This window comes from Agromyces badenianii (assembly GCF_003070885.1).
GTDB lineage: Bacteria > Actinomycetota > Actinomycetes > Actinomycetales > Microbacteriaceae > Agromyces > Agromyces badenianii.
The window spans coordinates 1,144,186-1,169,760 of record NZ_CP028913.1 but is presented as its reverse complement, the minus strand read 5'-3'; the positions used below and the strand labels follow the sequence as shown (position 1 = coordinate 1,169,760).

The 25,575-nt window shown below is 70.8% G+C and carries 26 protein-coding genes; 12 read left to right on the top strand and 14 right to left on the bottom strand.

Features of this window, described 5'->3' with window-relative positions:
* Positions 1-16 precede the first annotated feature (16 nt).
* From DCE93_RS05570 to DCE93_RS05540, 7 genes are all read right to left on the bottom strand, one after another.
* On the bottom strand, positions 17-1,402 hold the full coding sequence (locus DCE93_RS05570) for a M16 family metallopeptidase (protein ID WP_108596615.1): 1,386 nt from the start codon (positions 1,400-1,402) through the stop codon (positions 17-19).
* Between the two features lie 98 nt (positions 1,403-1,500).
* Positions 1,501-2,571 (bottom strand): aldo/keto reductase, encoded by a 1,071-nt coding sequence (locus DCE93_RS05565; protein WP_244284246.1) that lies wholly within the window; start codon positions 2,569-2,571, stop codon positions 1,501-1,503.
* Positions 2,572-2,662: 91 nt separating this feature from the next.
* A complete protein-coding gene (locus tag DCE93_RS05560; RefSeq protein ID WP_108595006.1) occupies positions 2,663-3,478 on the bottom strand; it encodes an HpcH/HpaI aldolase/citrate lyase family protein in 816 nt (271 codons plus the stop codon).
* On the bottom strand, positions 3,475-4,038 hold the full coding sequence (locus tag DCE93_RS05555; protein ID WP_108595005.1) for a MaoC family dehydratase: 564 nt from the start codon (positions 4,036-4,038) through the stop codon (positions 3,475-3,477). The genes DCE93_RS05560 and DCE93_RS05555 overlap by 4 nt, the downstream gene beginning before the upstream one ends.
* Positions 4,039-4,081: 43 nt before the next feature.
* Positions 4,082-5,248 carry an acyl-CoA dehydrogenase family protein gene (locus tag DCE93_RS05550; protein WP_108595004.1) on the bottom strand — a complete coding sequence of 389 codons (1,167 nt, stop codon included), beginning with the start codon at positions 5,246-5,248 and terminating at the stop codon, positions 4,082-4,084.
* Positions 5,245-7,278 carry an acetyl/propionyl/methylcrotonyl-CoA carboxylase subunit alpha gene (locus tag DCE93_RS05545; RefSeq protein WP_108595003.1) on the bottom strand — a complete coding sequence of 678 codons (2,034 nt, stop codon included), beginning with the start codon at positions 7,276-7,278 and terminating at the stop codon, positions 5,245-5,247. The genes DCE93_RS05550 and DCE93_RS05545 overlap by 4 nt, the downstream gene beginning before the upstream one ends.
* A 136-nt stretch (positions 7,279-7,414) precedes the next feature.
* Positions 7,415-8,029: a TetR/AcrR family transcriptional regulator gene (locus tag DCE93_RS05540; protein ID WP_108595002.1), complete on the bottom strand. Its 615-nt coding sequence runs from the start codon at positions 8,027-8,029 to the stop codon at positions 7,415-7,417.
* A 101-nt stretch (positions 8,030-8,130) separates the two neighbouring features.
* Here DCE93_RS05540 and DCE93_RS05535 point away from each other — a divergent pair, with 101 nt between their 5' ends.
* Positions 8,131-8,853, top strand: coding sequence for an MBL fold metallo-hydrolase (locus tag DCE93_RS05535; protein ID WP_108595001.1), 723 nt, complete (start codon positions 8,131-8,133; stop codon positions 8,851-8,853).
* A 25-nt stretch (positions 8,854-8,878) separates the two neighbouring features.
* Here DCE93_RS05535 and DCE93_RS05530 read toward each other — a convergent pair whose 3' ends face one another.
* Positions 8,879-10,486: a carboxyl transferase domain-containing protein gene (locus tag DCE93_RS05530; protein WP_108595000.1), complete on the bottom strand. Its 1,608-nt coding sequence runs from the start codon at positions 10,484-10,486 to the stop codon at positions 8,879-8,881.
* Between the two features lie 104 nt (positions 10,487-10,590).
* Here DCE93_RS05530 and DCE93_RS05525 point away from each other — a divergent pair, with 104 nt between their 5' ends.
* Together DCE93_RS05525 and DCE93_RS05520 are read left to right on the top strand one after the other, a co-directional pair.
* Positions 10,591-11,289 (top strand): TetR/AcrR family transcriptional regulator, encoded by a 699-nt coding sequence (locus DCE93_RS05525; protein ID WP_108594999.1) that lies wholly within the window; start codon positions 10,591-10,593, stop codon positions 11,287-11,289.
* Complete coding sequence (locus DCE93_RS05520) at positions 11,268-11,750, top strand: GNAT family N-acetyltransferase (protein WP_108594998.1); 483 nt, start codon at positions 11,268-11,270, stop codon at positions 11,748-11,750. Before DCE93_RS05525 ends, DCE93_RS05520 begins: the two co-directional genes overlap by 22 nt.
* Positions 11,751-11,821: 71 nt before the next feature.
* On the opposite strand, the gene DCE93_RS05515 is transcribed toward DCE93_RS05520, so the two are convergent.
* From DCE93_RS05515 to pdhA, 4 genes are all read right to left on the bottom strand, one after another.
* The gene (locus tag DCE93_RS05515) at positions 11,822-12,133 is read right to left on the bottom strand and encodes a 4a-hydroxytetrahydrobiopterin dehydratase (protein WP_108594997.1); all 312 of its coding nucleotides are present in this window, start codon (positions 12,131-12,133) and stop codon (positions 11,822-11,824) included.
* Between the two features lie 66 nt (positions 12,134-12,199).
* The gene (locus DCE93_RS05510) at positions 12,200-13,594 is read right to left on the bottom strand and encodes a dihydrolipoamide acetyltransferase family protein (protein ID WP_108596613.1); all 1,395 of its coding nucleotides are present in this window, start codon (positions 13,592-13,594) and stop codon (positions 12,200-12,202) included.
* A 5-nt stretch (positions 13,595-13,599) separates the two neighbouring features.
* Positions 13,600-14,610 (bottom strand): alpha-ketoacid dehydrogenase subunit beta, encoded by a 1,011-nt coding sequence (locus DCE93_RS05505; RefSeq protein WP_108594996.1) that lies wholly within the window; start codon positions 14,608-14,610, stop codon positions 13,600-13,602.
* On the bottom strand, positions 14,607-15,758 hold the full coding sequence (gene pdhA / locus DCE93_RS05500) for a pyruvate dehydrogenase (acetyl-transferring) E1 component subunit alpha (RefSeq protein ID WP_108594995.1): 1,152 nt from the start codon (positions 15,756-15,758) through the stop codon (positions 14,607-14,609). The genes DCE93_RS05505 and pdhA overlap by 4 nt, the downstream gene beginning before the upstream one ends.
* Positions 15,759-15,924: 166 nt before the next feature.
* Between pdhA and DCE93_RS05495 the strand changes: the two genes are divergently transcribed.
* The 3 genes from DCE93_RS05495 (at position 15,925) to DCE93_RS05485 (ending at position 17,346) form a co-directional block, all read left to right on the top strand.
* Positions 15,925-16,383 (top strand): Lrp/AsnC family transcriptional regulator, encoded by a 459-nt coding sequence (locus tag DCE93_RS05495; protein WP_108594994.1) that lies wholly within the window; start codon positions 15,925-15,927, stop codon positions 16,381-16,383.
* 70 nt (positions 16,384-16,453) lie between these two features.
* Positions 16,454-17,116 carry an ArsR/SmtB family transcription factor gene (locus tag DCE93_RS05490; RefSeq protein ID WP_108594993.1) on the top strand — a complete coding sequence of 221 codons (663 nt, stop codon included), beginning with the start codon at positions 16,454-16,456 and terminating at the stop codon, positions 17,114-17,116.
* Positions 17,113-17,346 (top strand): hypothetical protein, encoded by a 234-nt coding sequence (locus tag DCE93_RS05485; protein WP_108594992.1) that lies wholly within the window; start codon positions 17,113-17,115, stop codon positions 17,344-17,346. The genes DCE93_RS05490 and DCE93_RS05485 overlap by 4 nt, the downstream gene beginning before the upstream one ends.
* Before the next feature lie 112 nt (positions 17,347-17,458).
* Here DCE93_RS05485 and DCE93_RS05480 read toward each other — a convergent pair whose 3' ends face one another.
* Positions 17,459-19,741, bottom strand: a complete 2,283-nt coding sequence (locus tag DCE93_RS05480) for a polyribonucleotide nucleotidyltransferase (protein WP_108594991.1) — start codon at positions 19,739-19,741, stop codon at positions 17,459-17,461.
* Between the two features lie 419 nt (positions 19,742-20,160).
* Between DCE93_RS05480 and DCE93_RS05475 the strand changes: the two genes are divergently transcribed.
* Positions 20,161-20,352, top strand: coding sequence for a DUF5302 domain-containing protein (locus tag DCE93_RS05475; protein WP_108594990.1), 192 nt, complete (start codon positions 20,161-20,163; stop codon positions 20,350-20,352).
* A gap of 6 nt (positions 20,353-20,358) precedes the next feature.
* Here the strand turns inward: DCE93_RS05475 and DCE93_RS05470 are convergent, their stop codons facing one another.
* A complete protein-coding gene (locus DCE93_RS05470) occupies positions 20,359-22,413 on the bottom strand; it encodes a glycosyltransferase (protein ID WP_108594989.1) in 2,055 nt (684 codons plus the stop codon).
* Positions 22,414-22,609: 196 nt separating this feature from the next.
* On the opposite strand from DCE93_RS05470, the gene DCE93_RS05465 reads away from it, so the two are divergent.
* The 5 genes from DCE93_RS05465 to DCE93_RS05445 all read left to right on the top strand — a co-directional run bounded on the left by DCE93_RS05465 (position 22,610) and on the right by DCE93_RS05445 (position 25,535).
* Positions 22,610-22,816, top strand: a complete 207-nt coding sequence (locus DCE93_RS05465) for a dodecin family protein (protein WP_108594988.1) — start codon at positions 22,610-22,612, stop codon at positions 22,814-22,816.
* 50 nt (positions 22,817-22,866) lie between these two features.
* A complete protein-coding gene (locus DCE93_RS05460) occupies positions 22,867-23,502 on the top strand; it encodes a DedA family protein (protein ID WP_108594987.1) in 636 nt (211 codons plus the stop codon).
* A 253-nt stretch (positions 23,503-23,755) separates the two neighbouring features.
* On the top strand, positions 23,756-24,478 hold the full coding sequence (locus DCE93_RS05455) for a hypothetical protein (RefSeq protein WP_133411889.1): 723 nt from the start codon (positions 23,756-23,758) through the stop codon (positions 24,476-24,478).
* Positions 24,478-24,912, top strand: a complete 435-nt coding sequence (locus DCE93_RS05450) for a phage holin family protein (RefSeq protein ID WP_205647512.1) — start codon at positions 24,478-24,480, stop codon at positions 24,910-24,912. Before DCE93_RS05455 ends, DCE93_RS05450 begins: the two co-directional genes overlap by 1 nt.
* A complete protein-coding gene (locus DCE93_RS05445) occupies positions 24,909-25,535 on the top strand; it encodes a DUF3618 domain-containing protein (RefSeq protein ID WP_108594984.1) in 627 nt (208 codons plus the stop codon). Before DCE93_RS05450 ends, DCE93_RS05445 begins: the two co-directional genes overlap by 4 nt.
* Positions 25,536-25,575: the final 40 nt, after the last annotated feature.

Sequence of the window (25,575 nt, the reverse complement as noted above, 5' to 3'; positions counted from 1 at the left end):
AGGGTGGGTGCCGCGATCAGGCGACGTCGGAGCTGGGGGCGACCGCGTCGGCCGCTCCGGTGAAGGCCGATTCGTCGATCGCGCCGACGGCGACGAGCGAGAACGGTCGGGCGACGAGGTCACCGGCGAGCCGCTGCACATCGTCGGCGGTGACGAGTGCGATGCGCCGAAGGGCCTCATCGAGATCGGCGAACTCGCCGAGGGTCAGTTCGGCGCGGCCGAGCCGCGACATCCGCGTGTCGGAGTCTTCGAGGGCGAGCGCCGACGCGCCGGCGAGCTGGCCGGCGGCCCGACGGAGTTCGTCGGCGGTGACGCCGTGCTCGGCGAGGCGCTCGAGTTCTTCGCGCATGAGGGCGGCGACCGTGCCGGCCTTCGCCGGTGCGCAGCCGGCGTACATGCCGAAGAGGCCGGCATCGGAGTATCCGGGCGCGAAGGAGTAGACGGAGTAGGCGAGGCCGCGACGCTCGCGCACCTGCTGGAAGAGTCGCGACGACATGCCCGAGCCGAAGATCGCGTTCAGCACGCTCATCGTGGGGCGCCGGTCGTCGGTCGCGACGAGTCCGGGCACGCCGAGCAACAGGTTCACCTGTTCGGTCGGGCGTGAGACGACGGTGATCTCGGCACCGGTCTCGAGCTCGGCCGGCTCGACCGGACGGCGGTCGACCGGCCGCCCGGCGACCGAGGGATCCCACCCGGCCGCGGCGAGCGCCAGGTCGAGTTCGGCGAGCAGCACGTCGTGGTCGACGGCACCGGCGACGGTGACGACGAGGTCTTGCGGGCGGGAGTTCGCCCGGTAGTGCTCCCACACTCCGTCACGGGTGGCGGCGCGGATCGTCTCGGGGCTGCCTCCGATGGGCCGGCCGAGCGGGTGCGCACCGAGCACCGCATCGAAGAACCGCTCGTTCGCGACGTCGCCGGGATCGTCACCGGCCATCGAGAGCTCTTCGAGGATGACCCCGCGCTCGCTCTCGAACTCGACCGGGTCGAGGAGCGACGAGGTGAACATGTCGGCGAGCACGGCGACCGCCATCGGCAGGTCCCTGTCTTGCACCTTGGCGTAGTAGCAGGTGTACTCCTTCGCGGTGAGCGCGTTGTGCTCGCCGCCGACCGCGTCGAAGGAGATGGCGATGTCGAGGGCGGTGCGGGTCGGCGTGCCCTTGAAGAGCAGGTGCTCGAGGAAGTGCGTCGATCCGTACGTCGCGGGATGCGCGGCATCCGCTCGCTGCTCGTCGCGCGAACCGACCGCGACCCAGAATCCGATCGTCGCGCTGCGACTGCCGGGCACCTGTTCGCTGAGCACCCGCACACCCGACGGGAGCACGCTGCGCCGAACTCGCGCGTCGCCTGCGGCGGTGAAGGAGAGCTCGGCCTGGCCGAGTGGGAGGTCGACGGCGCCGTTCATCCTGCCCAGCCTATGCCACACGCTCGCGAACGCCCGGGTGATCGCATCGCTGCGCACCGCTCATCGACGCCGGCGCCGCGACGACTGCTGCGACGCGATCACTCGGAGGCGCGGTCGAGTTCGACGATCTCAGAACGCTGCAGTTCGACGGATGCCGCGGCGACCAGCGCATCGACCTGATCGGGCCGGCTCGCACTGACGACCGGTGCCACGACCGTCGGCTTGGCGAGCAGCCACGCGAGGGCGATCGTCGCCGGCTGCACGCCGTGGGCGAATGCGACCTCGTCGACCGCGGCGAGCACGCGGTGGCCGCGGCGGCCGAGGTGACGCGCCTGTCGTTCACCCCTGGCGTCGTGGCGCACGTCGGCGCGACGGCGCACCTGGCCGCCGAGGAATCCGTTCGCCAGCCCGAAGTACGGCATCACCGCGAGGCCCTGGGCGTGCGCCACGAGCTCGGGCGCCCCCTCGAAGGGCCGGCGCTCCATGAGGTTGTACTTCGTGGTGAACGCCTGGAAGCGCGGCAACCCGTTGGCGGCGAGCACCCGCGCCTCGATCAGTCGTTCGGGGGTGAAGTCGGCGGCGCCGATCGCACCGACCTTGCCGGCGGTGATCAGGGCGTCGACGGCGCCGAGGCTCTCTTCGAGCGGCACTGCGACGTCGTCGCCGTGGAAGTACAGGAGGTCGATGCGCTCGATGCCGAGCCGCTCGAGGGAAGCGTCGACGGACGCGGCGATGTCTGCCGGCGAGAGTCCGCGATGATCGGGGTGGTGGCCGATCTTCGTCGCGATCGCCATGCGGCCGCGTGTGCGCCGCGCCGCCATCCACTTGCCGATGATCGACTCGCTGCGACCGGCCGCGTAGCTGTCGGCGGTGTCGAGGAACGAACCGCCGACGCCGGCGAAGCGGTCGAGCACGTCGAAGGCCTGCTCGGTGCCGAGGGTCCAGCCGAAGGTGCTGCCGCCGAGTGCGAGGGGGTGGATCTCGAGTCCGGTGTCGCCGATCGGCACACGTCGGGCGACGCTGATGGGGCCGGACAGCGGGTTGGATGCCATCACTTCGGGCTGGAGGTCGTCGAACGTCTCAGCGGGCTGCTCGTGCGTCATCGAGTCGGCGAGTGCTGCCCCCGCAGTGCTCGCCGCGCCCGCCCGGTAGACGTGTCGTCGTGCCACCTTCCCCTCCTCCCCAGGATTGATTCCGAGAATACGTGCTCGGGGTATGCCTTCTCCGGAACGACGTGCGAACCGTTACCGAATCGTTTGCTCAGCCGCCGCCCCGGCGCACGAGCGCAGCGGCCTGCCGGAGCACCGGAGCATCGACCATTCCCCCACGGAAGGCGAATGCCCCCGGCCCGTCCTCGGCCGCGGCGAGCACGGCGCGGGCCCACTCGAGTCGATCGGGGTCGGGACGGTACGCCTCGCGCACGACGTCGACCTGGCGCGGGTGGATGCACGCGGTCGAGCTGAAGCCGAGCGCGGCGGCGTCTTCGGCCTCGGCCCGCAGTCCGTCGACGTCGTCGATCGCGAGGTGCACCGCGTCGACCGCGGCGATGTCGTGCGCCGCCGCAGCGAGGCACACCTGGGACCTGGCGTGCCTCGCGACGTCGCGGTAACGACCGTCTGGAAACCGGCTCGACGATCCGCCGAGCGAGGCGACCAGGTCTTCGGCCCCCCACATGAGCGCCGAGACGTTGGGCAGTTTCGCGATCTCGGGCGCCGCGAGCACGCCCCGAGCGGTCTCGCAGAGCGCGATGACCTCGTACCCGGCGAGATCGACGACGTCGGCGGTGCCCTCGCACTTCGCGAGCATCACCGTGCGATACCCCGTTTCGGCGAGCGCGGTGAGATCGTCGTCGAAGTGGGTGCTCGATGCCGGATTGACCCGCACGACCACGCGCTCGGGGTCGAGAGGGGTGCCGAGCAGCGCCAGCCGGGCGGCGTGCTTGGCCTCCTCGCCGACCGCGTCTTCGAGGTCGAGGATCACGGCGTCGGCGCGTTCGAGGGCCTTCGCGAAGCGGTCCGGCCGGTCGGCGGGGCAGAAGAGCAGGGCCGGGCCGAAGCGGAAGGGCTGATGCGTCATCCGTTCGCCTCCTCGTCGGCCGCCCCGGCGACCGTCGCCGCGTCGGCGATGGCCGCCTGCCGCTCGCCCGCCTCGCGGAACCACACGAGCACCGAACGCGTCGCGTGCGCGACCTCGAGGCCGCGCTGATTGCGGCCCGTGTGGCGCAGGGTCACGATGCCCTGCCCCGGTCGTGATGCCGACGGCCGCGTCTCGACGACCACGGTCTCGCTGTACAGCGTGTCGCCGTGGAAGAGCGGCGCCGGGAACACGACCTCGGTGAAGCCGAGGTTCGCGACGATCGTGCCCTGCGTGAGCTGGGCGACGGATGCCCCGACGATCGTCGCGAGGGTGAACATCGAGTTCACGAGCCGCTCGCCGAAGGGCTGCGTCGCAGACCAGGCCGCGTCGAGGTGCAAGGCCTGCGTGTTCATCGTGAGCGTCGTGAACAGCACGTTGTCGGCCTCGGTCACCGTGCGGCCCGGGCGGTGCAGGTACCGGGTGCCGGGTTCGAACTCCTCGAACCAGAGCCCGCGCTCGACGACCTCGCGGTACACGGGTGGTACGGCGTCACCGGACATCTCGGCTCCTTCGTGTCGTGCGGTGGCCCGCGGCATCCCCTCGTCAGGCGGCGAGGCCGAGCTCGCGGGTGATGATCATGAGCTGCACCTCGGTGGTGCCCTCGCCGATCTCGAGGATCTTCGAATCGCGGTAGTGACGCGCCACGGTGTTCTCGTTCATGAATCCGTAGCCGCCGAAGATCTGCGTGGCGTCGCGGGCATTGTCCATCGCGGCCTCTCCTGAGACCATCTTGGCGATCGAGGCCTCGAGTTTGAAGGGCTTGCCTGCATCGAGCTTGCGTGCTGCGTCGTGCCACGCGAGGCGCGCCTGGTGCACCCGCGCCTGCATACGGCCGATCTTGAACGCGATGTGCTGGTTCGATCCGATGGGCTCGCCGAAGACCACCCGCTCCTTCGCGTAGCGGAGCGCCTCTTCGAGGCAGCCCTGGGCGGCGCCGGTCGCGAGCGCCGCGAACGCGACACGCCCCTCGTCGAGGGTCTGCAGGAAGTTCGCGTAGCCGCGGCCGCGCGCACCGAGGAGGTTCGTCGCGGGAACCCGCACATCGGTGAGGGTCAGCGGGTGCGTGTCGGAGGTGTGCCAGCCGACCTTGTCGTAGCCCTCCTCGACGGTGAAGCCCGGAGTGCCGTTCGGCACGATGATCGTCGAGAGCTCCTTCTTCACGCTGCCGTCGGGTGCGGTCTTCTCACCCGTGACGGCCGTGATCGTGACGAATCGCGTGATGGGCGTGCCCGAGTTGGTGATGAACTGCTTGGAGCCGTTGATCACCCACTCGTCGCCGTCGAGCACCGCGGTCGTCTGCGTCGCCCCGGCGTCGGAGCCGGCCTTCGCCTCGGTGAGTCCGAATCCGGCGAGCGCGCGGCCGGCGACGAGGTCGGGCAGGTATTCGGCCTGCTGTTCGGGCGTGCCGTGCCGGTAGATCGGCATGACGCCCAGACCGACGCCCGCCTCGAGGGTGACGCCGATCGACTGGTCGACCCGGCCGAGCGCCTCGACCGCGAGGCAGAGCTGGAAGTAGCTCTTGCCCTGCCCGCCGACCGACTCGGGGAACGGCAGCCCGAAGAGGCCGAGCTCGCCCATCTGGGCGATGATCTCCATGGGCAGGCGGCGCTTCGTGTCGTACTCGTAGGCGGCAGGGGCGACGACGGTGTCGGCGAAGTCCTTGACGCGGTCGAAGAGCCCCTGCTCCTCGGTGCTCAGTTCGTAGTTCACGGTCGTGCTCCTCGTTGTTCGTGGGTTTCGGTCCGGCGCGCGCCGTCGTGCGGCGCGGTCGGCGATGCGGCGGCGGGCACTGCGGCCGGTGCCTCGGCGGATGTCTCGGCGGACGCCTCGGGGGATGTCTCGGGGTGCGGCTCGATGCGGGCGACGGACTGGTCGCGAGCGACCTGCTGTGCCACGGCGACGGCGAGTCGCACGATGCCGGCAACCGACGCCGTGACGCGGTGCTCCATCTTCATGGCCTCGATCGCGACGACGGCATCGCCGATGTCGACCGCATCGCCGTCTGCGACGAGCACGGCGGTGACGGTGCCGGGCATGGGCGCGCGCAGCTCGGGGTCGGCATGACCGCCACGCTCGATCGTGGCGAGGCGGGCGTCGAGTGCGACGCGGCGATCGACGGCCGGCACGCCCCAGTTGCCCGCACCCGTGTGCACCCAGACCGTGCCGTCGTCGTCGGTCGCGAAGACGGCCTCGCCGTCGCGATCGGGCACCGGCTCCGAGCTGCTGCCCAGACGCCAGCCACGGGCGGTCCGCCAGGCGTGCTCGCCCGCAGCGCGAGCGGCCTCGATCTGCGACTCGGCGCGGAACGCGTCAACCTCGGCGAGCACCGCGGGCGGAGCGGCATCCGTCTCGGGGGCGGGCAGCCGATCGATGAGTCCTGTGTCGAGATCGCCGCGCTGCACGGCGGGGTCGGCGAGCAGACGGCGCAGGAAGCCGAGGTTCGTCTCGACGCCGAGCACGACGGTGTCGGCGAGCGCGGCATCGAGCCGGGCGAGGGCCTCGGCACGGTCTGCGCCGTGCGCGATGACCTTCGCGAGCATGGGGTCGTAGTCGGCGGTGACCCGCTGCCCCGAGCGGATGCCGCCGTCGACCCGCACGCCCGCTGCGACGGGTTCGCGCCACACGAGCAGCTCGCCGGTCGATGGGAGGAACCCGCGCGCAGGGCTCTCGGCGTACACCCTCGCCTCGATGGCGTGACCGCGGAGGCGCACCTCGGCCTGGCTCAGCCCGAGCGGCTGGCCGGCGGCCACGCGCAACTGCTGCTCGACGAGGTCGATGCCCGTCACGAGTTCGGTGACCGGGTGCTCGACCTGCAGCCGGGTGTTCATCTCGATGAAGAAGAACTCGTCGGGCGCGGTGTCCGACACGAGGAACTCGACGGTGCCGGCGCCGCGGTAGTCGACGCTGCGTGCGGCATCGCACGCCGCCTGCCCGATGCGGGCGCGGGTCTCGGCGTCGAGCAACGGCGACGGAGCCTCTTCGATGACCTTCTGGTGGCGCCGCTGCAACGAGCACTCGCGCTCGCCGAGGTGGATCACCTCGCCGAACTCGTCGGCGAGCACCTGCACCTCGATGTGCCGCGGCCGTTCGATGAGCCGTTCGAGCAGGAGGGTGTCGTCGCCGAACGCCGTGAGCGCGACGCGGCGCGCCGCGGGCAGGGCGGCCGCGAGTTCGCTTGCGTCACGGGCGATGTGCATGCCCTTGCCGCCGCCGCCGGCGCTCGGCTTCACGAGCAGCGGATAGCCGACGGACTCGGCCGCGGCAGCGAGGGCGACGTCGTCGAGCGAGGCGTCGGCGATGCCGGGAACGGTGGGCACCCCGGAGGCCGCGACGTGCCGCTTGGCCTTGATCTTGTCGCCCATGATCTCGAGGGCTCGAACGCCCGGGCCGACGAAGACGATGCCGGCGTCGCGGCATGCCTCGGCGAATCCCGCATGCTCCGAGAGGAAACCGTAGCCGGGGTGGATCGCCTCGGCGCCGCTCGCTCGCGCTGCGTCGATGATGCGGGCCGGATCGAGATAGCTCGCGGCGGCCGCGGCGGGACCGATGCGCACGGCCTCGTCGGCGAGGCGCACGTGCGGGGCATCCGCGTCGGCGTCGGAGTAGACGGCGATCGAGCGGATGCCGAGCCGGCGGAGGGTGCGGATGACGCGCACCGCGATCTCGCCGCGGTTGGCGACGAGCACGCGCTCGAACGGGCGCGGCAGTCGTGCCTCGCTGCGGCCGTCGCCCGTGCCCATCCGCGCCTCCCTGCGCTCGACGCGCGAACATCAGTTAACGCGCACTAACTGGATTCGATGTTAGTGCTCGTTAACTGAAATCACAAGGCCGGCGCGCGAGATCGAGAGCAGCGGATGCCTCGGCCCAACCGGCCGCTCAGGCGCGCGTCGACACGAGGGCGGCGGCGATGCGCTCGACGCCGAACTCGAACGCCCGATCGACGTCGCCGCCCAGGCGGAACGCCCCGGAGAGTTCCATGGCGACGAACCCCGTCACCCACGCGGTGAGCGTGCGCGCGGCGTCGAGCGCATGCTCGGGGCCGGCGATCCTGGCTGCGACCGCCAGCAGGGGCGCGCTCGCAGCACGAAGCGCCTCGACCTCGAGCCCCGACTCATCGCTCGGCGTGAACACGAGCGCGTAGGCCGCCGGCCGCTCATGGGCGAATTCGCGCACGGCGCGGGCGAGCCGAGCCACGTCGACGAGCGCGTCGTCGACGAGCGCGTCGTCGACGAGCGCGTCGCCCTGGCCGTCATCCTGGCCGTTCACGCTGATCGCTCCATCGAGGCGGCCGGCGAGATCGTCGACGGTCGCCGCGGCGATGAGCCGCACGAGTTCGCCCCGGCTCCGCACCCGCTTGTAGAGCGACGGCGCGCGAACGCCGACGCGCTCGGCGACCGCCTGCATCGTCAGCCCCCCGAGCCCATCGGCCTCGAGGATCGAGCGCCCGGCGCCGACGATGGCGTCGAGCGAGGTCCGGTCCGGTGTCGGCATGCATCCGCCCTTTCGTTGATCCGACTCTAGGCTATTGCGCGTAGCCATGATGGCTATGTAGCATAGCCATCATCTTCCCACCATCACCAGCGAGGCACTCCATGAAGCTCGGCCCCTCCCTCCACCGCATCGGCTCCGACCTCGTCGCGGTCTACCTCGTCGAGACGCCCGACGGCATCACCGTCATCGACGCCGGGCTCGCCGGCCAGTGGAGCGAGCTGACGGCCGAGCTCGCCGCGATGGGCCGTTCACTCAGCGACATCCGAGGAGTGGTGCTCACCCACGGCGACTCCGACCACATCGGCTTCGCCGAGCGCCTTCGGCATGACCACGGCGTTCCCGTCCACGTGCACGCGGCCGACGCCGCGCGCGCTCGCGGCGAAGTGTCGACGAAGCCCGGATGGGGCAGCATGAAACTCGGCGCGACGGTGAGGTTCCTCTGGTACGCGCTCACCCACAAGGGGCTCCGCACCACGCCGCTGACCGAGGTCGTGCCGGTGAACGACGGCGACGTGCTCGCGCTGCCCGGCGCCCCGAGGGTGATCGGGCTGCCCGGCCACTCCCCCGGCAGCATCGCGATCCACGTGCCCGCCGCCGATGCCGTCTTCGTCGGCGACGCGCTGACCACCCGTCACGTGCTCACCGGCGCACTCGGCCCTCAGCCCGCGCCGTTCACCGACGACCCCGCCGAGGCCCTCGCATCACTGCGACGACTCGACGGGCTCCGGGCCACCTGGGTGCTGCCCGGGCACGGCAGGCCGTGGAACCGCGGCGTCGACGAAGCAGTGCGCGAGGTCGAGCAGGCGGCCGCGCGCGCACGCTGACCGGCGAGACGGTCACCCGGCACGCTCACATGCGGAACAGGCCGAACGCCGGCTCGGGCAGGGGCGTGCGGCTCGCGAGTTCGAGGGCGAGCGCGAGCACGGTGCGAGTGTCTTCGGGAGCGATGATCCCGTCGTCCCAGAGCCGGGCCGTCGAGTGGTACGGGCTGCCCTGCTCGTCGTACTGAGCCCGGATCGGATCCTTGAACGCCTGCTCCGCGGCATCCGGCCACGCCTCGCCGTTCACCGCCAGCTGGTCGCGCTTGACGGTCGAGAGCACGGATGCCGCCTGCTCGCCGCCCATCACCGAGATGCGGGCGTTCGGCCACATCCAGAGGAACCGCGGCGAGTACGCCCGCCCGCACATCGAGTAGTTGCCGGCACCGAAGGAGCCGCCGATGACGACCGTGAACTTCGGCACCCGGGTCGTCGCGACGGCGGTGACCATTTTCGCGCCGTGCTTGGCGATGCCGCCCGCCTCCGCGTCACGGCCGACCATGAAGCCCGAGATGTTCTGCAGGAAGAGCAGCGGGATGCCGCGCTGGTCGCAGAGCTCGATGAAGTGCGCGCCCTTCATGGCCGACTCGCTGAACAGCACGCCGTTGTTCGCGACGATGCCGATCGGGTGGCCGTCGAGGTGCGCGAACCCCGTCACGAGCGTGTCGCCGTACTCGCGCTTGAACTCGGCGAACTCGCTGCCGTCGACGAGGCGCCCGATGACCTCGCGCACGTCGTAGGGCTGTTGCACGTCGACCGGCACGACCGCGGCGAGGGTCGACGGATCGACGGCCGGCGGCCGGGGCTCCCGCACGGCCCACGCCCGCGGCGCTTGCGCCGGGAGGGTCGCGACCATGTCGCGAACGAGTTCGAGGGCGTGCTCGTCGTCTTCGGCGAGGTGGTCGGTGACTCCGGAGACCCTCGCGTGCAGCTCGCCGCCGCCGAGCTCTTCGGGCGTCACGCTCTCGCCGATCGCGGCCTTCACGAGCGGAGGGCCGCCGAGGAAGATGGTGCCCTGGTTTCGCACGATCACGGTCTCGTCGCTCATCGCCGGCACGTAGGCGCCGCCGGCCGTGCAGGAGCCGAGCACGGCCGCCAGCTGCGGGATGCGCATCGACGAGAGGGTGGCCTGGTTGAAGAAGATGCGTCCGAAGTGATCGCGATCGGGGAAGACCTCGTCTTGCAGCGGCAGGAACGCGCCGCCGGAGTCGACGAGGTAGACGCACGGTAGGCGATGCTCCTTCGCGACCTCTTGCGCGCGCAAGTGCTTCTTCACCGTCATCGGGTAGTACGTGCCGCCCTTCACGGTGGCGTCGTTGCAGACGACCATGACCGGACGCCCGTGCACGAGCCCGATGCCGGTGATGATGCCGGCGCCCGGGGAGTCGCCGCCGTACAGTCCGTCGGCGGCGAGAGGCGAGAGCTCGAGGAACGGACTGCCCTCGTCGAGCAGGCGCTCGACCCGGGCGCGGGGCAGCAGCTTGCCCCGGGCGACGTGGCGCTCTCGGGATGCCTCGGAGCCGCCCTGGGCCGCGGCGGCGAGCCGGGTGCGCAGTTCGGCGACGAGCGCGGATTGCGCCTCGGCGTTCAGCCGCGCGGCGTCACCGGTGGCATCTATGCTCGTCTGCAGGATGGACATGCGTTCCACCGGTCCTCGTCGACGGCGCGCCCCCTTGTGGCCGGCGCATGATTTCGGTTAGTGTGCACTAACTCGATTCCTGATGTTAGCGAGCATTAACCGAGATGGCAACCACTCCGAGCACCGCCGACGCCGCCGACACGGCCGTCGTCGCCCTTACTGCATCCACCGGCACCAGCGCCGATGCCGGCACGGGCGCCGGTGCCGAGCCGGGCCTCGGCACCGAGCGCAGCCGGCAGAAGGCCGACCGGCGCCAGGCGATCCTCGCTGCCGCGGCGACGCTCTTCGCCGAACGCGGCTACGCCGGCGTCACGATCGAAGACCTCGGTTCCGCGGTCGGCGTGAGCGGGCCGGCCGTCTACCGGCACTTCCCCGGCAAGGCCGCCGTGCTCGCCGCCATCCTGACCGGCGCGAGCCGCAGCCTCCTCAACGGTGCCGAGCGCGTGCTCGACCGCGCCCCCGATCAGGCCTCCGCACTGCGTGCGCTCATCGCCTTCCATGTCGAATTCGCCCTCGGCGACGCCGACGTGATCCTCGTGCAAGACCGCGAACTCGAACAGCTCGACGTCGAGGCGCGGCACGAGGTGCGTCTGCTGCAGCGTCGTTACGTCGAGCACTGGGTCGACACCCTCTCCAGACTCCGGCCCGACCGGGCCGAGACGGAGCTCAGGTTCCGGGCACATGCCGCCTTCGGACTCCTGAACTCCACTCCGCACAGCGCCCGCATTCCCGGGCGTCGACCTGCCGACGGCGTCGTCCGCGGCATCCTGGAGGAAATGGCATGGGCGAGCCTCATGTCGTGACCCTGCGCGCGACCCGCGCCGGAGATCTCGACGTACTGTTCCGATTCCGCCAGGATCCCGAAGCGCGGCAGATGGCCGGGTTCGCGTCCGAGGACCCCGCGGATCTGGCCGCGTTCGTCGAACGATGGGAGCGGCTCATCGCCGACCCCGAGGTCGCGCTGCGCACGGTGCGGGCCGATGGACAGATCGTCGGCGACGTCGTCGTCTGGCACGCCGACGACGGCTGGTGCCTCGGTTCCTGGATCGACCGGGCGCACTGGGGCCGCGGCATCGCGACCAGAGCTGTGCGGTTGGTGCTCGACGAGCTGACGGTGCGCCCGCTCCAGGCCAGGGTCGCCGTCGACAACGCCGGATCCATCGCCGTGCTCGACAAGCTCGGCTTTCGCCGGGTGGGCCTCGACCTCGCGTTCGCGAACGCCCGCGGCATCGAGATGGAGGAGTTCATCTACTCGCTCGGGTGACGGCGCAGGGAGGCTTCGTCAGCGGCCGCAACCCGAGGTTCGACCGACCCGTCGCCCGGCGGCCGTTGTGCTCAGTTGCCGACGCGCGCTCCCTGCTCGGCGGCGATACCCCCGATGCGCCGGGCGAGGGCGAGATCGCGCGAGGTGACGCCGCCGACGTCGTGGCTGCTCAGCTCGAACACGACGCGCCCCCAGCCGACCTGCACCTCGGGATGGTGGTTCAGCTCCTCCGCCGCCACCGCCACGGCGTCGAGGAGCCGTACGGCGCTCGTGAAGTCGGCGGTCGAGTATGCGCCGATCAGCCGCTCGTCGATGTGAACGAAGGCCGTACCGGAGAGTTCGTCGGCGGTCTCGGCCGGCGAGAGGATGCTGCGTTCATTCATGTGCCCATCCTCTCGCCAGAGCAGTGATCGCGCTACGGTCGCCCTTGCCGGACCGCCGGGGGCGACTCACGCCATGGTCAGCGCGACTCCCGGTTCCCGGAGGATCGCGCCGATGTCGGCGAGGAACCGCGACCCCTGCGCCCCGTCGACCAGTCGATGGTCGAACGAGAGGCTGAGGGTCATGATCTCGCGCAGGGCGATCTCGCCGCGGTGTTCCCACGGCTGCCGGCGCACCGCGCCCATGGCGAGGATCGCCGCCTCGCCCGGGTTCAGGATCGGCGTGCCGGCGTCGATGCCGAAGACGCCGATGTTCGTGATCGAGATCGTGCCGCCGGCGAGCTCGCCCGGGCTCGTGCGCCCCGCCCGCGCCGTCTCGGCGAGCGCCGCGATGGCGTCGGCGAGCTCGATGAGGGTCATCCGCTCGGCAGCCTTGACGTTGGGCACCACCAGGCCGCGTTCCGTGGCGGCCGCGATGCCGAGGTTGACTCCGCCGAACCGCACGATCTCCTGGGCCTCGTCGTTCCACCGGGCGTTGACCTCGGGGGTGCGGCGAGCGGCGATGCAGAGCGCCTTCGCGACGACCGCGAGAGGCGTGACCTTGTGGCCAGAGAACGCACGGTCGTCTCGGATGCTTCGCAGAAGCTCCATGGTTCCGGTCACGTCGACCGTGAGGAACTCGGTGACATGCGGCGCGGTGAACGCGCTGCGCACCATCGCAGCGGCGGTGTGCCTGCGCACGCCGCGGATGGGGATGCGGGTCTCTGCGGGCCGGCCGAGCGCGGCGTGTTCGGCGTGCTCGGCGTCCGAGCGCGACGAGGAGGCCGCGTGCTCGACGTCGTCGCGCGTGATGAGGCCGCGCTCCCCGGTGCCGGTGACCCGTTCGAGGTCGACGCCGTGGTCGCGAGCGAGCTTGCGCACCGGCGGTGTCGAACGCGGACGCTCCGAACCGCGTGCGGCGGGCACGGCGACCGGCGCGGCGTTCTCGGTCTCGGCCGTCGTGGGCGCCGGCGGCACGAGATCGGCCGAGAGCGCGGTGCTTCTGGCTCGACGCGTCGGCCCGGTCTCAGCTGCGGCGCCGTAGCCGACGAGGTTCGGCCCGGGCGAGGCATCCGCTTCGAGCTGTTCGGCGGCGTGCGCAGTCGAGCCGGGCGCCGCGCCAGCGACGGCAGCGGCGGCGGCATCGGCGTCTGCGTTGGCCCCTGTGTCGGCCCCGGCGTCGCCGTCACCCGTGTCGCAGGAGAAGAGCGGCGCCCCGACGTCGACCGTCTCACCCTCGGCGGCGTGCAGTGCCGTCACCACCCCGGCGAAGGGCGAGGGCAGCTCGACGACCGCCTTGGCCGTCTCGACGTCGGCGATGATCTGATTCAGTTCGACCCGGTCGCCGACCGCGACGCGCCAGGCGACGATCTCGGATTCGGTGAGCCCCTCACCGAGATCGGGCAGCGGGAAGTCGCGGATCATCGCGCTCACGCCTCCACTCCGCTCATCGAGTTCGGTCGACCGAGCACGCGGTCGACGCCGTCGAGGATGCGATCGAGATCGGGCAGGTGGTGCCGCTCGAGCTTCGCCGGCGGGTAGGGGATGTCGTGCCCGGTGACGCGGACCGGAGCCGCCTCGAGGAACTCGAAGCAGCGCTCGGTGATGGCGGCGGCGAGCTCGGCGCCGACGCCGCCCTGCTGTCCGGCCTCGTGCGTGATCACCATGCGGCCGGTTCGTCGCACCGATGCCTCGACCGTCGCGTAGTCGACCGGGGCGAGCGAGCGCAGGTCGATGACCTCGATCGAGACGCCGTCCTCCGCAGCCGCGATCGCCGCGTCGCGCGCGGTCTGCACGAGGGCACCGTACGTCACGAGCGTGACGTCGGTGCCCGCCGCGATCGTGGTCGCGACGCCCATGGGCCGGGCGTCGGCGAGGCTCGCCGTCTCGTCGACCTCTCCCTTCACGTGGTAACGCCGCTTGGGCTCGAAGAAGAGCACCGGGTCGTCGCTCGCGATCGCCTGGCGGATCATGACGTAGGCGTCGGCGGGATTCGAGCACGCGACGACCCGAAGGCCCGCGGTGTGCGCGAAGTACGCCTCGGGCGACTCGGAGTGGTGTTCCGCCGCACCGATGCCGCCGCCGAACGGCACCCGAATCGTGATCGGCATGCGCACGTTGCCGCGAGAACGGTAGTGCAGCTTCGCGACCTGCGCGACGATCTGGTCGAAGCCGGGGTAGATGAATCCGTCGAACTGAATCTCGACGACGGGGCGGAATCCCCGGTACGCGAGCCCGACCGCGGTGCCGACGATGCCGGCCTCGGAGAGCGGCGTGTCGACGACCCGCTTCGGCCCGAACTCGGCTTTCAGCCCGTCGGTGACGCGGAAGACGCCGCCGAGCGTGCCGATGTCCTCCCCCATCAGCACGACCTTGTCGTCGTCGGCGAGCGCGCGGCGGAGCCCGGCGTTCAGTGCCTTGGCGAGCGTCAGCGCGGTCACCGCACGCCTCCTTCGGCGGTGGCGGATGCCGCGGCATCCGTGTCGTCGAACATCGCGAGGTAGCGCGCGTAGTGCTCCCGCTGCCGGTCGACGTGGCTGTTCGGCTCCGCGTAGACGTGGTCGAAGACCGAGAGGGGCTCGGGGTCGGTGATCGTCGTGAGGGCGGCCCGAAGCTCGGCTGCGGCCCGGTCGGCCTCCGACTTCACGTCGCGCTCGAGCCCCGCGACATCCACCCCCGACGCGTCGAGCAGGGCGAGCACTCGCGCGAGCGGGTCGCGTCCGCTCCATTCGGCGAGCTCCTCGTCGGTGCGGTAGCGCTTGGGGTCGTCGGCGGTCGTGTGCGGGCCCATGCGGTAGGTGACCGCCTCGATGAACGTGGGTCCTTCGCCGCGCCGGGCACGGTCGAGGGCGATGCGGGTCGCCGCGAGCACGGCCAGCACGTCGTTGCCGTCGACGCGCACACCAGGCATGCCGAAGCCGTCGGCTCGGCGGGCGAGATGCTGCTTCGATTGCAGGCCGACCGGCTCCGAGATCGCCCACTGGTTGTTCTGGCAGAAGAACACGACGGGGGCGTCGAAGCTCGCGGCGAACACGAGCGCCTCGTTGAGGTCGCCCTCGCTCGTCGCACCGTCGCCGAAGTAGGCGATGGCCGCGGCATCGGAGCCCTCCCAGGCGGCGCCCATCGCGTACCCCGTGGCGTGCAGCGCCTGGGCGCCGATGATGATCTGCGGCACGGCCATGCCGTGCTCGAACGGATTCCATCCCGATGCCGCGCTGCCGCGCCACACCGAGAGCAGCTCGGCCGGCTCGACCCCGCGACACCAGGCGAGCGCGTGCTCGCGGTAGCTGGAGAAGATGAAGTCGTCATCGCGGAGTGCGCGACCGGAGCCGATCTGCGCCGCCTCCTGGCCGGCGAGCGGCGGCCAGAGGCCGAGCTCGCCCTGGCGCTGAAGGGCGGTGGCCTCGGCGTCGATGCGCCGGATGATCGCCATGTCGCGGTAGAGGCGGCCGAGCGCCCCGAGGTCGACGTCGGCGACCCACGGATCGAAGTCGGCGTGGGGGCGGCGCTCGCCCGTCGCGGTGACGAGCTGCACGAAGTCGTCGGGCTTGGTCAGGAGCCCGGTGGCGTCTCGGTCGGATGGGGTCATCGTCGATCCTCGCTCTCGGCAGGCGTGCTTCGTGGGCTGCCCGCGTCCGGCAGCACTGCCGGTTACCGAGAGCGTACGTCGGAGTGGCACACAGCTCAACCAACGGATGCAGCATTGAGCATGTTGCATGGTCAAGACGGCCGCACCAGTGCTATCGTCTGGCGTTATGACCGGTTACGACGCCGTCGACAAGGCACTCCTCGCCGCCCTCGCCCCCGACCCGCGCGCGACGGTGGTGGCGCTGGCCGATCGCCTCGGACTCTCGCGAAACACGGTGCAGGCTCGCATGGCACGCCTCGAGGCATCCGGCGCCTTCCTCTCCTTCGAGCGGAGCATCGACCCTGCGCCCCTCGGCTACCCCCTCGAGGCGTTCATCGCCGTGCACGTGCAGCAGAAGCTGCTCAGCCAGGTCGTCGACGAGATCGGGCGCATCCCCGAGGTGATCCAGGGGCACGGCCTCTCTGGCTCGATCGACCTGCTCGTGCGAGTCGTGTGCCGCGACGCGCACGATCTCTTCCGCATCGACGGCGAGATCCTCGAGATCGACGGGGTCGAGCGCACCGAGACCTCCCTCGCGATGGGCGAACTCATCCCCTATCGACTCGGACCATTGCTCGAGCGCTGACATCGGAGTTGCAGAACACAGTTGCAAAGAAACGCTTGCAAACATTTCTTTGCAGAGCATTCTTTGCAACATGGACGAGACGACCCCCGACGACCTCGAGTCGCAGCCGAGCAGCACGCGGCACCCCGGCATCGACCACACGCTCACGAGCTCGAGCCTGAAGAGCCTCGCCCACCCGCTCCGCGTTCGGATCTACGACGAGCTCTCGGCATACGGTCCGCTCACCGCGAGCGCCCTCGCCGCCCGGCTCGGCGAGTCGAGCGGCGCAACGAGCTACCACCTCAGGCAGCTCGCGCGCGCCGGCCTGGTGCGCGAAGACGAGTCTCGCGGCAAGGGTCGCGAGCGCTGGTGGGAACGCCGGCCGGGCTCCATCAGCATCCCCGATGCCCGCGACCTGCCGCCGGGCAGCGCCGACCGCCTCGCGGTGCGACTCGTGGAGGACGAGTGGTTCCGGAGTCGAGAGCAGAACTTCCGCGAGTACGTCACCGAGGGCGAACACGTCTTCGGCAGCGAGTGGCTCGATGTCGCCACCTCCGACACGATCAACCTGCGCCTGACGCCCGCGCAGCTGCACGCGCTCGTCGCCGACATCGACGTCGTGCTGAAGAAGTACATCGATGCCTACAAGCGCACCCCGACACCGGGCTCTCGGCCGGTGCAGCTGCACATCAACGCGTTCCCGCTCGTGCGAGGCGACATCACTCCCCCATCATCCGAGGAGGCATCACCATGAACACCGCGACCCTGGGCGGCTCGACCTCCCGCCCCGCGTTCCCCACCGGCGTGGCCGGCCTCGCCGTCCGTGCCGGCCTCGCGCTCGAGCGCTGGGGATCACGACGCGCAGCGGCCCGCCCGACGCGCGATGAGATCCTCCGCACCGCCGCAGTGCGGCGCGAGGCGCAGCAGGCGGTCGCCGACTACGAGGCGACCATGCGCCGAACGGACCTCCTGCCGCTGCGCTGACGGCTCGGCGCCAACGGCCGAGGAGCACCGCCGCCGGCCGAGACGTCCACGAGAACGACGGATGCCCCGCCCGAACGAATCGGGCGGGGCATCCGCGGTTCAGACCATGCGACTACGCGTCGACGCCCTCGGCGGGCTCTTCGGAGTGCGTGCCCGCGGTCTCGCGGCCCTCGGTGTCGGCGTCTTCGGCCAGCACCGGGGCGAGCGAGAGCTTGCCGCGGTCGTCGATCTTCGTGATCTCGACGAGAACCTTCTGGCCGACGCCGAGCACGTCGTCGACGTTCTCGACACGCTTGCCGCCGGCGAGCTTGCGCACCTCGGAGATGTGCAGCAGGCCGTCTTTGCCCGGGAGCAGCGAGACGAACGCGCCGAAGGCGGCGATCTTCACGACCGTGCCGAGGAACTGCTCGCCGACCTCGGGGTTGGTGGGGTTCGCGATCGCGTTGACCTGGGCGCGGGCGGCCTCGGCCGACGGGCCGTCGGTCGCGCCGATGTAGACGGTGCCGTCCTCCTCGATGGAGATGTCGGCGCCGGTCTCATCCTGGATGGCGTTGATCGTCTTGCCCTTCGGGCCGATCAGCTCGCCGATCTTGTCGACGGGGATCTGCACCGAGATCACGCGGGGCGCGGTCGGGGCCATCTCGTCGGGGCCGTCGATCGCGGCGTTCAGCACGGCGAGGATCGTCGTGCGAGCGTCTTTCGCCTGCGTCAGCGCGCCGGCGAGCACCGAGGCGGGGATGCCGTCGAGCTTCGTGTCGAGCTGGATCGCGGTGACGAACTCCGAGGTGCCGGCGACCTTGAAGTCCATGTCACCGAGCGCGTCTTCGGCACCGAGGATGTCGGTGAGCGCCGCGTAGCGGGTCTCGCCGTTCACGGTGTCGGAGATGAGGCCCATCGCGATGCCCGCGACGGGTGCGCGCAGCGGCACGCCCGCGTTCAGCAGCGAGAGCGTCGACGCGCAGACCGAACCCATCGAGGTCGAACCGTTGGAGCCGAGCGCCTCGGACACCTGGCGGATCGCGTAGGGGAACTCCTCGCGCGTGGGCAGCACGGGCACGAGCGCGCGCTCGGCGAGTGCGCCGTGCCCGATCTCGCGACGCTTCGGCGACCCGACGCGACCGGTCTCACCGGTCGAGTAGGGCGGGAAGTTGTAGTTGTGCATGTAGCGCTTCTTGGTGACCGGGCTCAGCGAGTCGATCGACTGCTCGAGCTTCAGCATGTTCAGCGTCGTGACGCCGAGGATCTGGGTCTCACCGCGCTGGAAGATGGCCGAACCGTGCACGCGGGGCACGACCTGCACCTCGGCGTCGAGCGGGCGGATGTCGGCGAGGCCGCGACCGTCGATGCGAACGCCGTCTTCGAGCACGCGCGAACGCACGACGTGCTTCGTGACCGACTTGTACGCCGCGGAGACCTCGGCGTTGGCGGACTCGGGCAGTTCGCCCGCGGCGACCTTGGCTGCGACGTGCTCTTTGACGCGAGCCTTGAGCGCGTCGTCGGCGTCTTGGCGCTCGACCTTGCCGGCGATCTGGTAGATGCCCTTGAGCTCTTCGAGCGCGAGCGCCTCGACGACGCTCTTCGTCTCAGCCTGGTAGGGCGGGAACGTCGGGTAGTCGGCGGTCGGCTTCGCCGCGGTCTTCGCGACCTGCTGCTGCGCCTCGACGAGCTGCTTGATGAAGGGCTTCGAAGCCTCGATGCCCTGTGCGATGACGGTCTCGTCGGGCTTGACCCCGCCGGCCTTGATGAGGTTCCACGCGTTGTCGGTGGCCTCGGCCTCGATCATCATGATCGCGACGTCTTGCGAGCCGTCGGCCTCGGTGACGACGCGACCGGCGACGACCATGCTGAACACGGCGTCTTCGATCTGCGAGTACTTCGGGAAGGCGACCCACTGACCGTCGATGAGGGCGACGCGCACGCCGCCGACGGGGCCGGAGAACGGCAGGCCCGAGAGCTGGGTCGAGAGCGACGCGGCGTTGATCGCGAGCACGTCGTAGTACTCGTCGGGCTCGATGGCGAGCACGGTGACGACGACCTGCACCTCGTTGCGGAGGCCCTCGACGAACGAGGGGCGCAGGGGCCGGTCGATCAGACGGCAGGTGAGGATCGCCTCGGTCGAGGGGCGGCCCTCGCGACGGAAGAACGAGCCCGGGATGCGGCCCGCGGCGTACATGCGCTCTTCGACGTCGATCGTGAGCGGGAAGAAGTCGAAGTGCTCCTTCGGCTGCTTGGAGACCGAGGTCGCCGAGAGCAGCATGGTCTCTTCGTCGATGTAGGCGACGGCGGAGCCCTGCGCCTGCTGCGCGAGACGTCCGGTCTCGAAGCGGATCGTGCGAGTGCCGAACTTGCCATTGTCGATGACGGTTTCGGCGAACGTGATTTCAGGACCTTCCAAGAGGTCGTCTCCTTTGTTTACCGTCGCACCCCGTGTGGGCGCGACTCATACAGAGGAGCAGGAACAGGCAATACGAATCGCATCGGTCGATGCGTTCACGCTGGCCACCAGTAGAAGTCCACCAAACCGCCACGGCTTGGTAATCCACCACAGGGGACCAGCTTCCTGCCGGCCTGCTCCAGGTGCTCGCGTGAGCACAGAGCCCCACATGAGCACAGTGCTCGATATTCAGTTGTGCGCCTGCCGGAACGGATTCCCGCTTCTCGGCACTCCAGACGCCGGCAACCCATCGGGCAACCGCTCCCATGCTAGCAGAGCAGCGCTTTTCCGCCCGTGAACAGCGGATGCCGCTTGGGCGCGTCGGCCGCAGGGGGCCGCGGCGTGCGCGGGCGTGCGGCATCCATGCCAGACTCGAACGCATGAGTTCCGACGAGCAGAGCACACCGGGCCCGTCCGACGAGACGAAGCGCAAGTTCCGCGAAGCGCTCGATCGCAAGAACAACGCCGCCAAGAAGCGCGAGGGAGAGGCCCACCTCGACGGCGGCGGCGCGGCACAGCACACCCAGGGCCCCGCCGAGCACAAGCGCGAGTTCCGTCGCAAGAGCGGCTGAGCCCGCTCACTCGACGGGTGCCGGCCTGGCGGCCGGCGCCGCGTTCGTCGGTGGGAGGGCGGCCGGGCCCGGGTTCGACGCCGGAACGATGACGGGCAGCAGCTCGGCACGTTTCGGCCCGAGGCCGTCGCCGGCCGTGCGCCCTTGGAGGCGCCGGCGCATCCACGGCACCGCGTGCCGACGAATCCACTCGACATCGCCCACGACCGTGCGACCGCGATCTTCGGCCGGATCGTGCACGGCGAGTTCCAGCGCGCCGAGTTCGCGCGCATCGGGCACACCGAGCACACGGGCGGCCGCATACGCGATGCCCCGGTGTCCCGATGCGTTCAGGTGCACGCGGTCCTCGGCCCAGCGGTCGTCGTCGGCGAGTTCGGGGCGCGCGTCGACGTCGAGGAGCATCGAACCGGTGGCCTCGGCGAGCTGACGGAGCCGCGCGTTGAAGATCCGGAAGCGACGCGCGAACAGGCGCGCGGCGGGGCGGCGCGGCATGAACGCCGTGACGAGCAGCACATCGCAACCGGTCATGCGGAGCCGGGTCACGGCATCGCCGAGCTCGGTCGCGAGTGCGTGGGGGTCGGCGCGACGCCCGACGAGGTCGTTGGCCCCGATCAGCACTGAGACGAGGTCGGCGTCGAGGGCAGCGGCCCGCGGAAGCTGCACCTCGACCGCGTCGCGCACGCGACGGCTGCGCACGGCGAGATTCGCATAGGCCACCGGTTCGGCCGTCGTGCGCGTGACGGCGAGGAGCATCGCGAGCCGGTCCGCCCAGCCACGGTACTGGCCGGCGGGCATGCGGGACTCGTCGCAGAGGCCCTCGGTCAAGGAGTCGCCGACCGCGACGTAGCGGGTCCAGCGCGGGGCTGCGGGCGACGGCGGTGCGGATGCCGCCGACGGCGACGGCGCAGGCGCCGCGACCGGCGTAGGTGCGGCGACCTCCGCCACCGGAGCCGGACGCCGCCCCATCGCCTCCTCGTAGTGCCCGATGAGCTCGTCGCCGAGCCGGTCCCAACCGCGACCGGCGACGGAGGCGCGAGCCTGCTCGCCGAAGGCGCGGCGCTTCGCGTCGTCGCCCGTCAGGTCGCGCACGCGGTCGCGGAGGTCGTCGAGGTCGCCCGGGCGATAGAGCCAGCCGGTCGCACTGTTCTGCACGAGGTCGAGCGGGCCGCCGCGACCCGTCGCCACCACCGGCACGCCGCTGGCGAGCGCCTCCTGCACGGTCTGGCAGAACGTCTCGCTCTCACCGGGATGCACGAACACGTCGAGGCTCGCCATCGCACGCGCGAGCTCGTCGCCGCCGAGGAAGCCCATGAACGCGGCCGTCGGCAGCATGCGCTCGAGCGCGGGTCGCGCCGGGCCCTCGCCGATCACGACGAGCTTCACCCCGGGCAACTCGGCGATCGCCCGAAGGTCTTCGACCTGCTTCTCGGGCGCGAGACGACCGACGTACCCGACGAGGATCTCGCCGCCGGGAGCGATCTCGCGCCGCCATGCCTCGTCGCGCCGGGCCGGCGAGAACCGCTCCGTGTCGACGCCGCGGCGCCAGAGTCGGATCCGCTCGACGCCGACCGATTCCAATCGCTCGACCGCCGACGTCGACGGCGCGAGCGTCAACGTCGCGCGCCGGTGCAGTCGCCCGAGGTGCCGCGTGAGCGCGGGCGCGGCGCCGGGCACCCCGTACCGCTCGGCATACGACGGAATGTCGGTCTGGTAGACCGCGACGGTGGGAATTCCGAGGGACTCGGCCGCGAGGACGCCGCGCCAGCCCAGCACGAACGGCGAGGCGAGGTGCACCACATCGGCGTCGTGTTCCCGCATCACCGAGGCGAGGCGTTGCGCGCTCGCGAGGGTGACGCGCACGTCGGGGTAGCTCGGCAGCGGCATCGACGGCAGCAGCACGGCACGGGCACCGTACAGCGAGTGGTCGATCGGGCCGGAACGCGGAGCGATGACGAGGGCGTCGTGCCCCCGACGCTCGAGGTGTCGCAGCGCCTGGAGGAGCGAATGCGTCACGCCGTTCATGTGGGGGAGGAACGATTCTGCGAGGAGGACGACCTTCACGCCTCCAGCGTGAGGCCCGCGCACCCCGCAGTTCGACGAAAACGCCCTCGAACGCCGAGGATTCACCGACTCGTCGGCTCCCGTTCCCCGGTGCGGCGACCGCACGTCGCGGCAGCATCCGTCAAGGCCTCGCGCTCGCACTGGGCGAAGCGGATGATGGAGGGTACGCATGCACCATCATTCGAGGAGGAATGCCATGGCTTCCGTTGCACGTGTCACCACCATCACCGTCCGTTCCGACACCAGCTTCGACGATGCCGTCGCAGCAGGCGTCGCGAGAGCGTCGGAAACACTCCGCAATGTGAGCGGCGCCTGGGTCAAGGAGCAGAAGGTCGAGGCCACCGACGGCAGGATCACCGGGTGGTCGGTCACCCTCGAAGTGACCTTCGTGCTCGACGACTGACGACGGCACCGAGACATCCGCTGTTCACCTCGCGCGACTAGAACGGGCGAGTGGATGACGCATGGATCCGCGACCTCGCGGAGTCGCACTGGCTCGTGCCGCTGCTGTTCGCGCTCGTCGTCGGTGATGCGTTCTTCGTCGTGCTGCCCAGCGAGACGGCAGTGGTCGCGCTCGGCGCATTGTCGGCGACGACCGGATCGCCGTCGCTCGGTGTGATCCTGCCGGTCGCCGCTGCGGGGGCCGTGGTCGGCGACGCGCTCTGCTACCTGATCGGGCGCCGGGTCGGACTCGACCGCTGGCGCTGGCAGCGCACCGGACGCATCGGCGCGACGATCGCGAAGATGCGCATCGCCGTGCACCGGCGCACCGCCGTACTCCTCTTCACGGCGCGGTACGTGCCGTTCGCCCGCATCGCGGTGAACCTCGCCGCCGGCGCCGGACGCGTGCCGCTCCGACGGTACCTGCCGCTCTCGGCCGCAGCGGGTGTCGCCTGGGCCTGCTACAACGTCGCGATCGGCGCGATCGTCGGCAACGTGCTCCGCGACTCGCCGCTCCTCGCGATCGCGGTGTCCATCCCGATCGCCATCGCGCTCGGGGTCACGGTCGATCGCGCCGTCGCGCTGCTCGACGCGCGCCGCGGCGCGATCGAGGGTCTTCCCGACGCCGGGGCCGATCGCTCGAGCTGATCGGCGAGACGTCGAGGCGGTTCTGCCGCGCCGAGTGAGTGCTGCCGCGCCGCAGCAGCGCTGCCGCGCCGAGTGGGTGGTCATGGCGCTGCCGTGGGCGCGCGTGGTTATACGCGCAGCAGGCCAATCTGGCAAGGGTCTTCATTCGGTTCGAACCGGTGCCTAGCGTGGGTGCGAACCGACCGGCGACAGCCCCCTGACGACAGGATCACGACGGGCACCGACGGTCGCAGATGAAGGAGGAGTGCCAACGATGAGCGAACAATCTCTGTCGAATACCAGTGCCGGCCAAGCGGGCGGGCTCGCCGACGGCACGACGCCGAAGCGATCTGGAGACGTCCGAGAGGATGTCTCGACCCTCGCTTCGGATGCCGGTCAGGCAGGCCGCCAAGTGGTCGACGTCGCCAAGGACGAGACGCGATCCGTCGCCTCGGAGACCAAGCAGCAAGCACGCCAGTTCCTCGGAAAGGTCGGCGACGAGCTCAGGGGCCAGGCCGCCGCACAGCAGTCCAAGGTCGCCGAGGGCCTGCAGTCCGTCGGCTCGGAGTTCACCGACATGGCGAGCGGCTCCACGCAGTCCGGCTACGCGAGCCAACTCGTGCGCGGGGCCGGTGAGCGCGTCGGCGACGCCGCCCGCTGGCTTCAGGATCGCGACCCGCAGTCGCTGGTCGAGGAGGTCAAGGGCTTCGCGCGACGGCGCCCCGGCGTGTTCATCGCCATCGCCGTCGGCGTCGGCGTGGTCGCCGGGCGACTGACCCGCGCCATCACGGCATCGGGCGATTCATCCGGAACGGGCGCGAGCACCTCCGGCAGGTCGAGCGTGGCCGGCGGGACCGGCGCGAACGCCCGGACCGGCAGACTGTCGGACGATGCCGGCTTCTCGGCACGGCCGGTGCCACCCACGCCCGAGATGTCCCCGCCGCGGGCCACGACCGTCGGCGCCGCCGGATCGGCTCCGACGGTCGGTGGTGCATGATGACCGAGCCGTATCTTCCCAACGGAACGCAGACGCCTTCCGAGCGCCAGGCGGAGACGACGTCGCTGGGCGACCTCCTCGCGGAGGTCTCCCGCGACGTCTCGACGCTCATGCGTCAGGAGGTCGAGCTGGCGAAGGCCGAGATCCGGGAGACCACCAAGCGGGCCGGTCGCGGTGCGGGGCTGCTCGGCGGTGCGAGCGTCGCGGGGATCCTCGCGCTCGCGTTCCTCTCCGTGGCGCTCTGGTGGGCGCTCGGCTACCTGATGGGGAACGCCTGGTCGGCCGTCATCGTGGCGGTGCTGTGGGGCATCGTCGCGCTCGTGCTCGCGTTGACCGGAAAGAAGCAGATCGAGCAGATCTCGGGACTCCCGCAGACGGTCGACACCGTCAAGGAGATCCCAGATGCGCTGAAGAGGAATGAGGAGAACCGATGAGCAATCCCGATGAGATCCGTGATGACATCGAACGGACCCGAGCAGAGTTCGGCCAAGACGTCGACGCCCTGGCCGACAAGGTGTCGCCCTCGAAGATGGCCGAACGGCAGACGCGGCGGATGCGCAACGCGGTGACGTCGCTGAAGGATCGGGTCATGGGCGCGGCATCCAGCGCCACCGACTCGGCGCAGGACATGATCGGCGGCGCCGGCGACGCGGTGGCCGATTCTCCGCACAAGCTCGCCTCGACGACACGGGGCAACCCGATCGCCGTCGGCCTCATCGCCTTCGGCGTCGGCTGGCTCGCGGCATCGCTGGTGCCGGCGTCGAAGGTCGAGCGCGACGCGGCCGAGCATGCGAAGGATGCCGCGGCTCCCCTGGTCGGCCAGGTCAAGGACATCGCCGCCGAGACCGCCGACCACCTCCGCGAACCCGCGAAAGAGGCGGCCGATGCCGTCAAGGACCGGGCTGCGGAAGCCGTCGACATCGTCCGCGAGGAAGGCGAGTCGGCCGCGGCCGACGTGAAGAACGAGGCGAAGCACACGGCGCAGCAGCATGCGTCATCGGGCGACGCCCCGTCGGGCGCGTCCCCGTCGGGCGCGTCCCCGTCGAAGCTGCCCTGAGCGACCGCCGAAACGGCCCAGGACCCGAGCATCTCGGGCC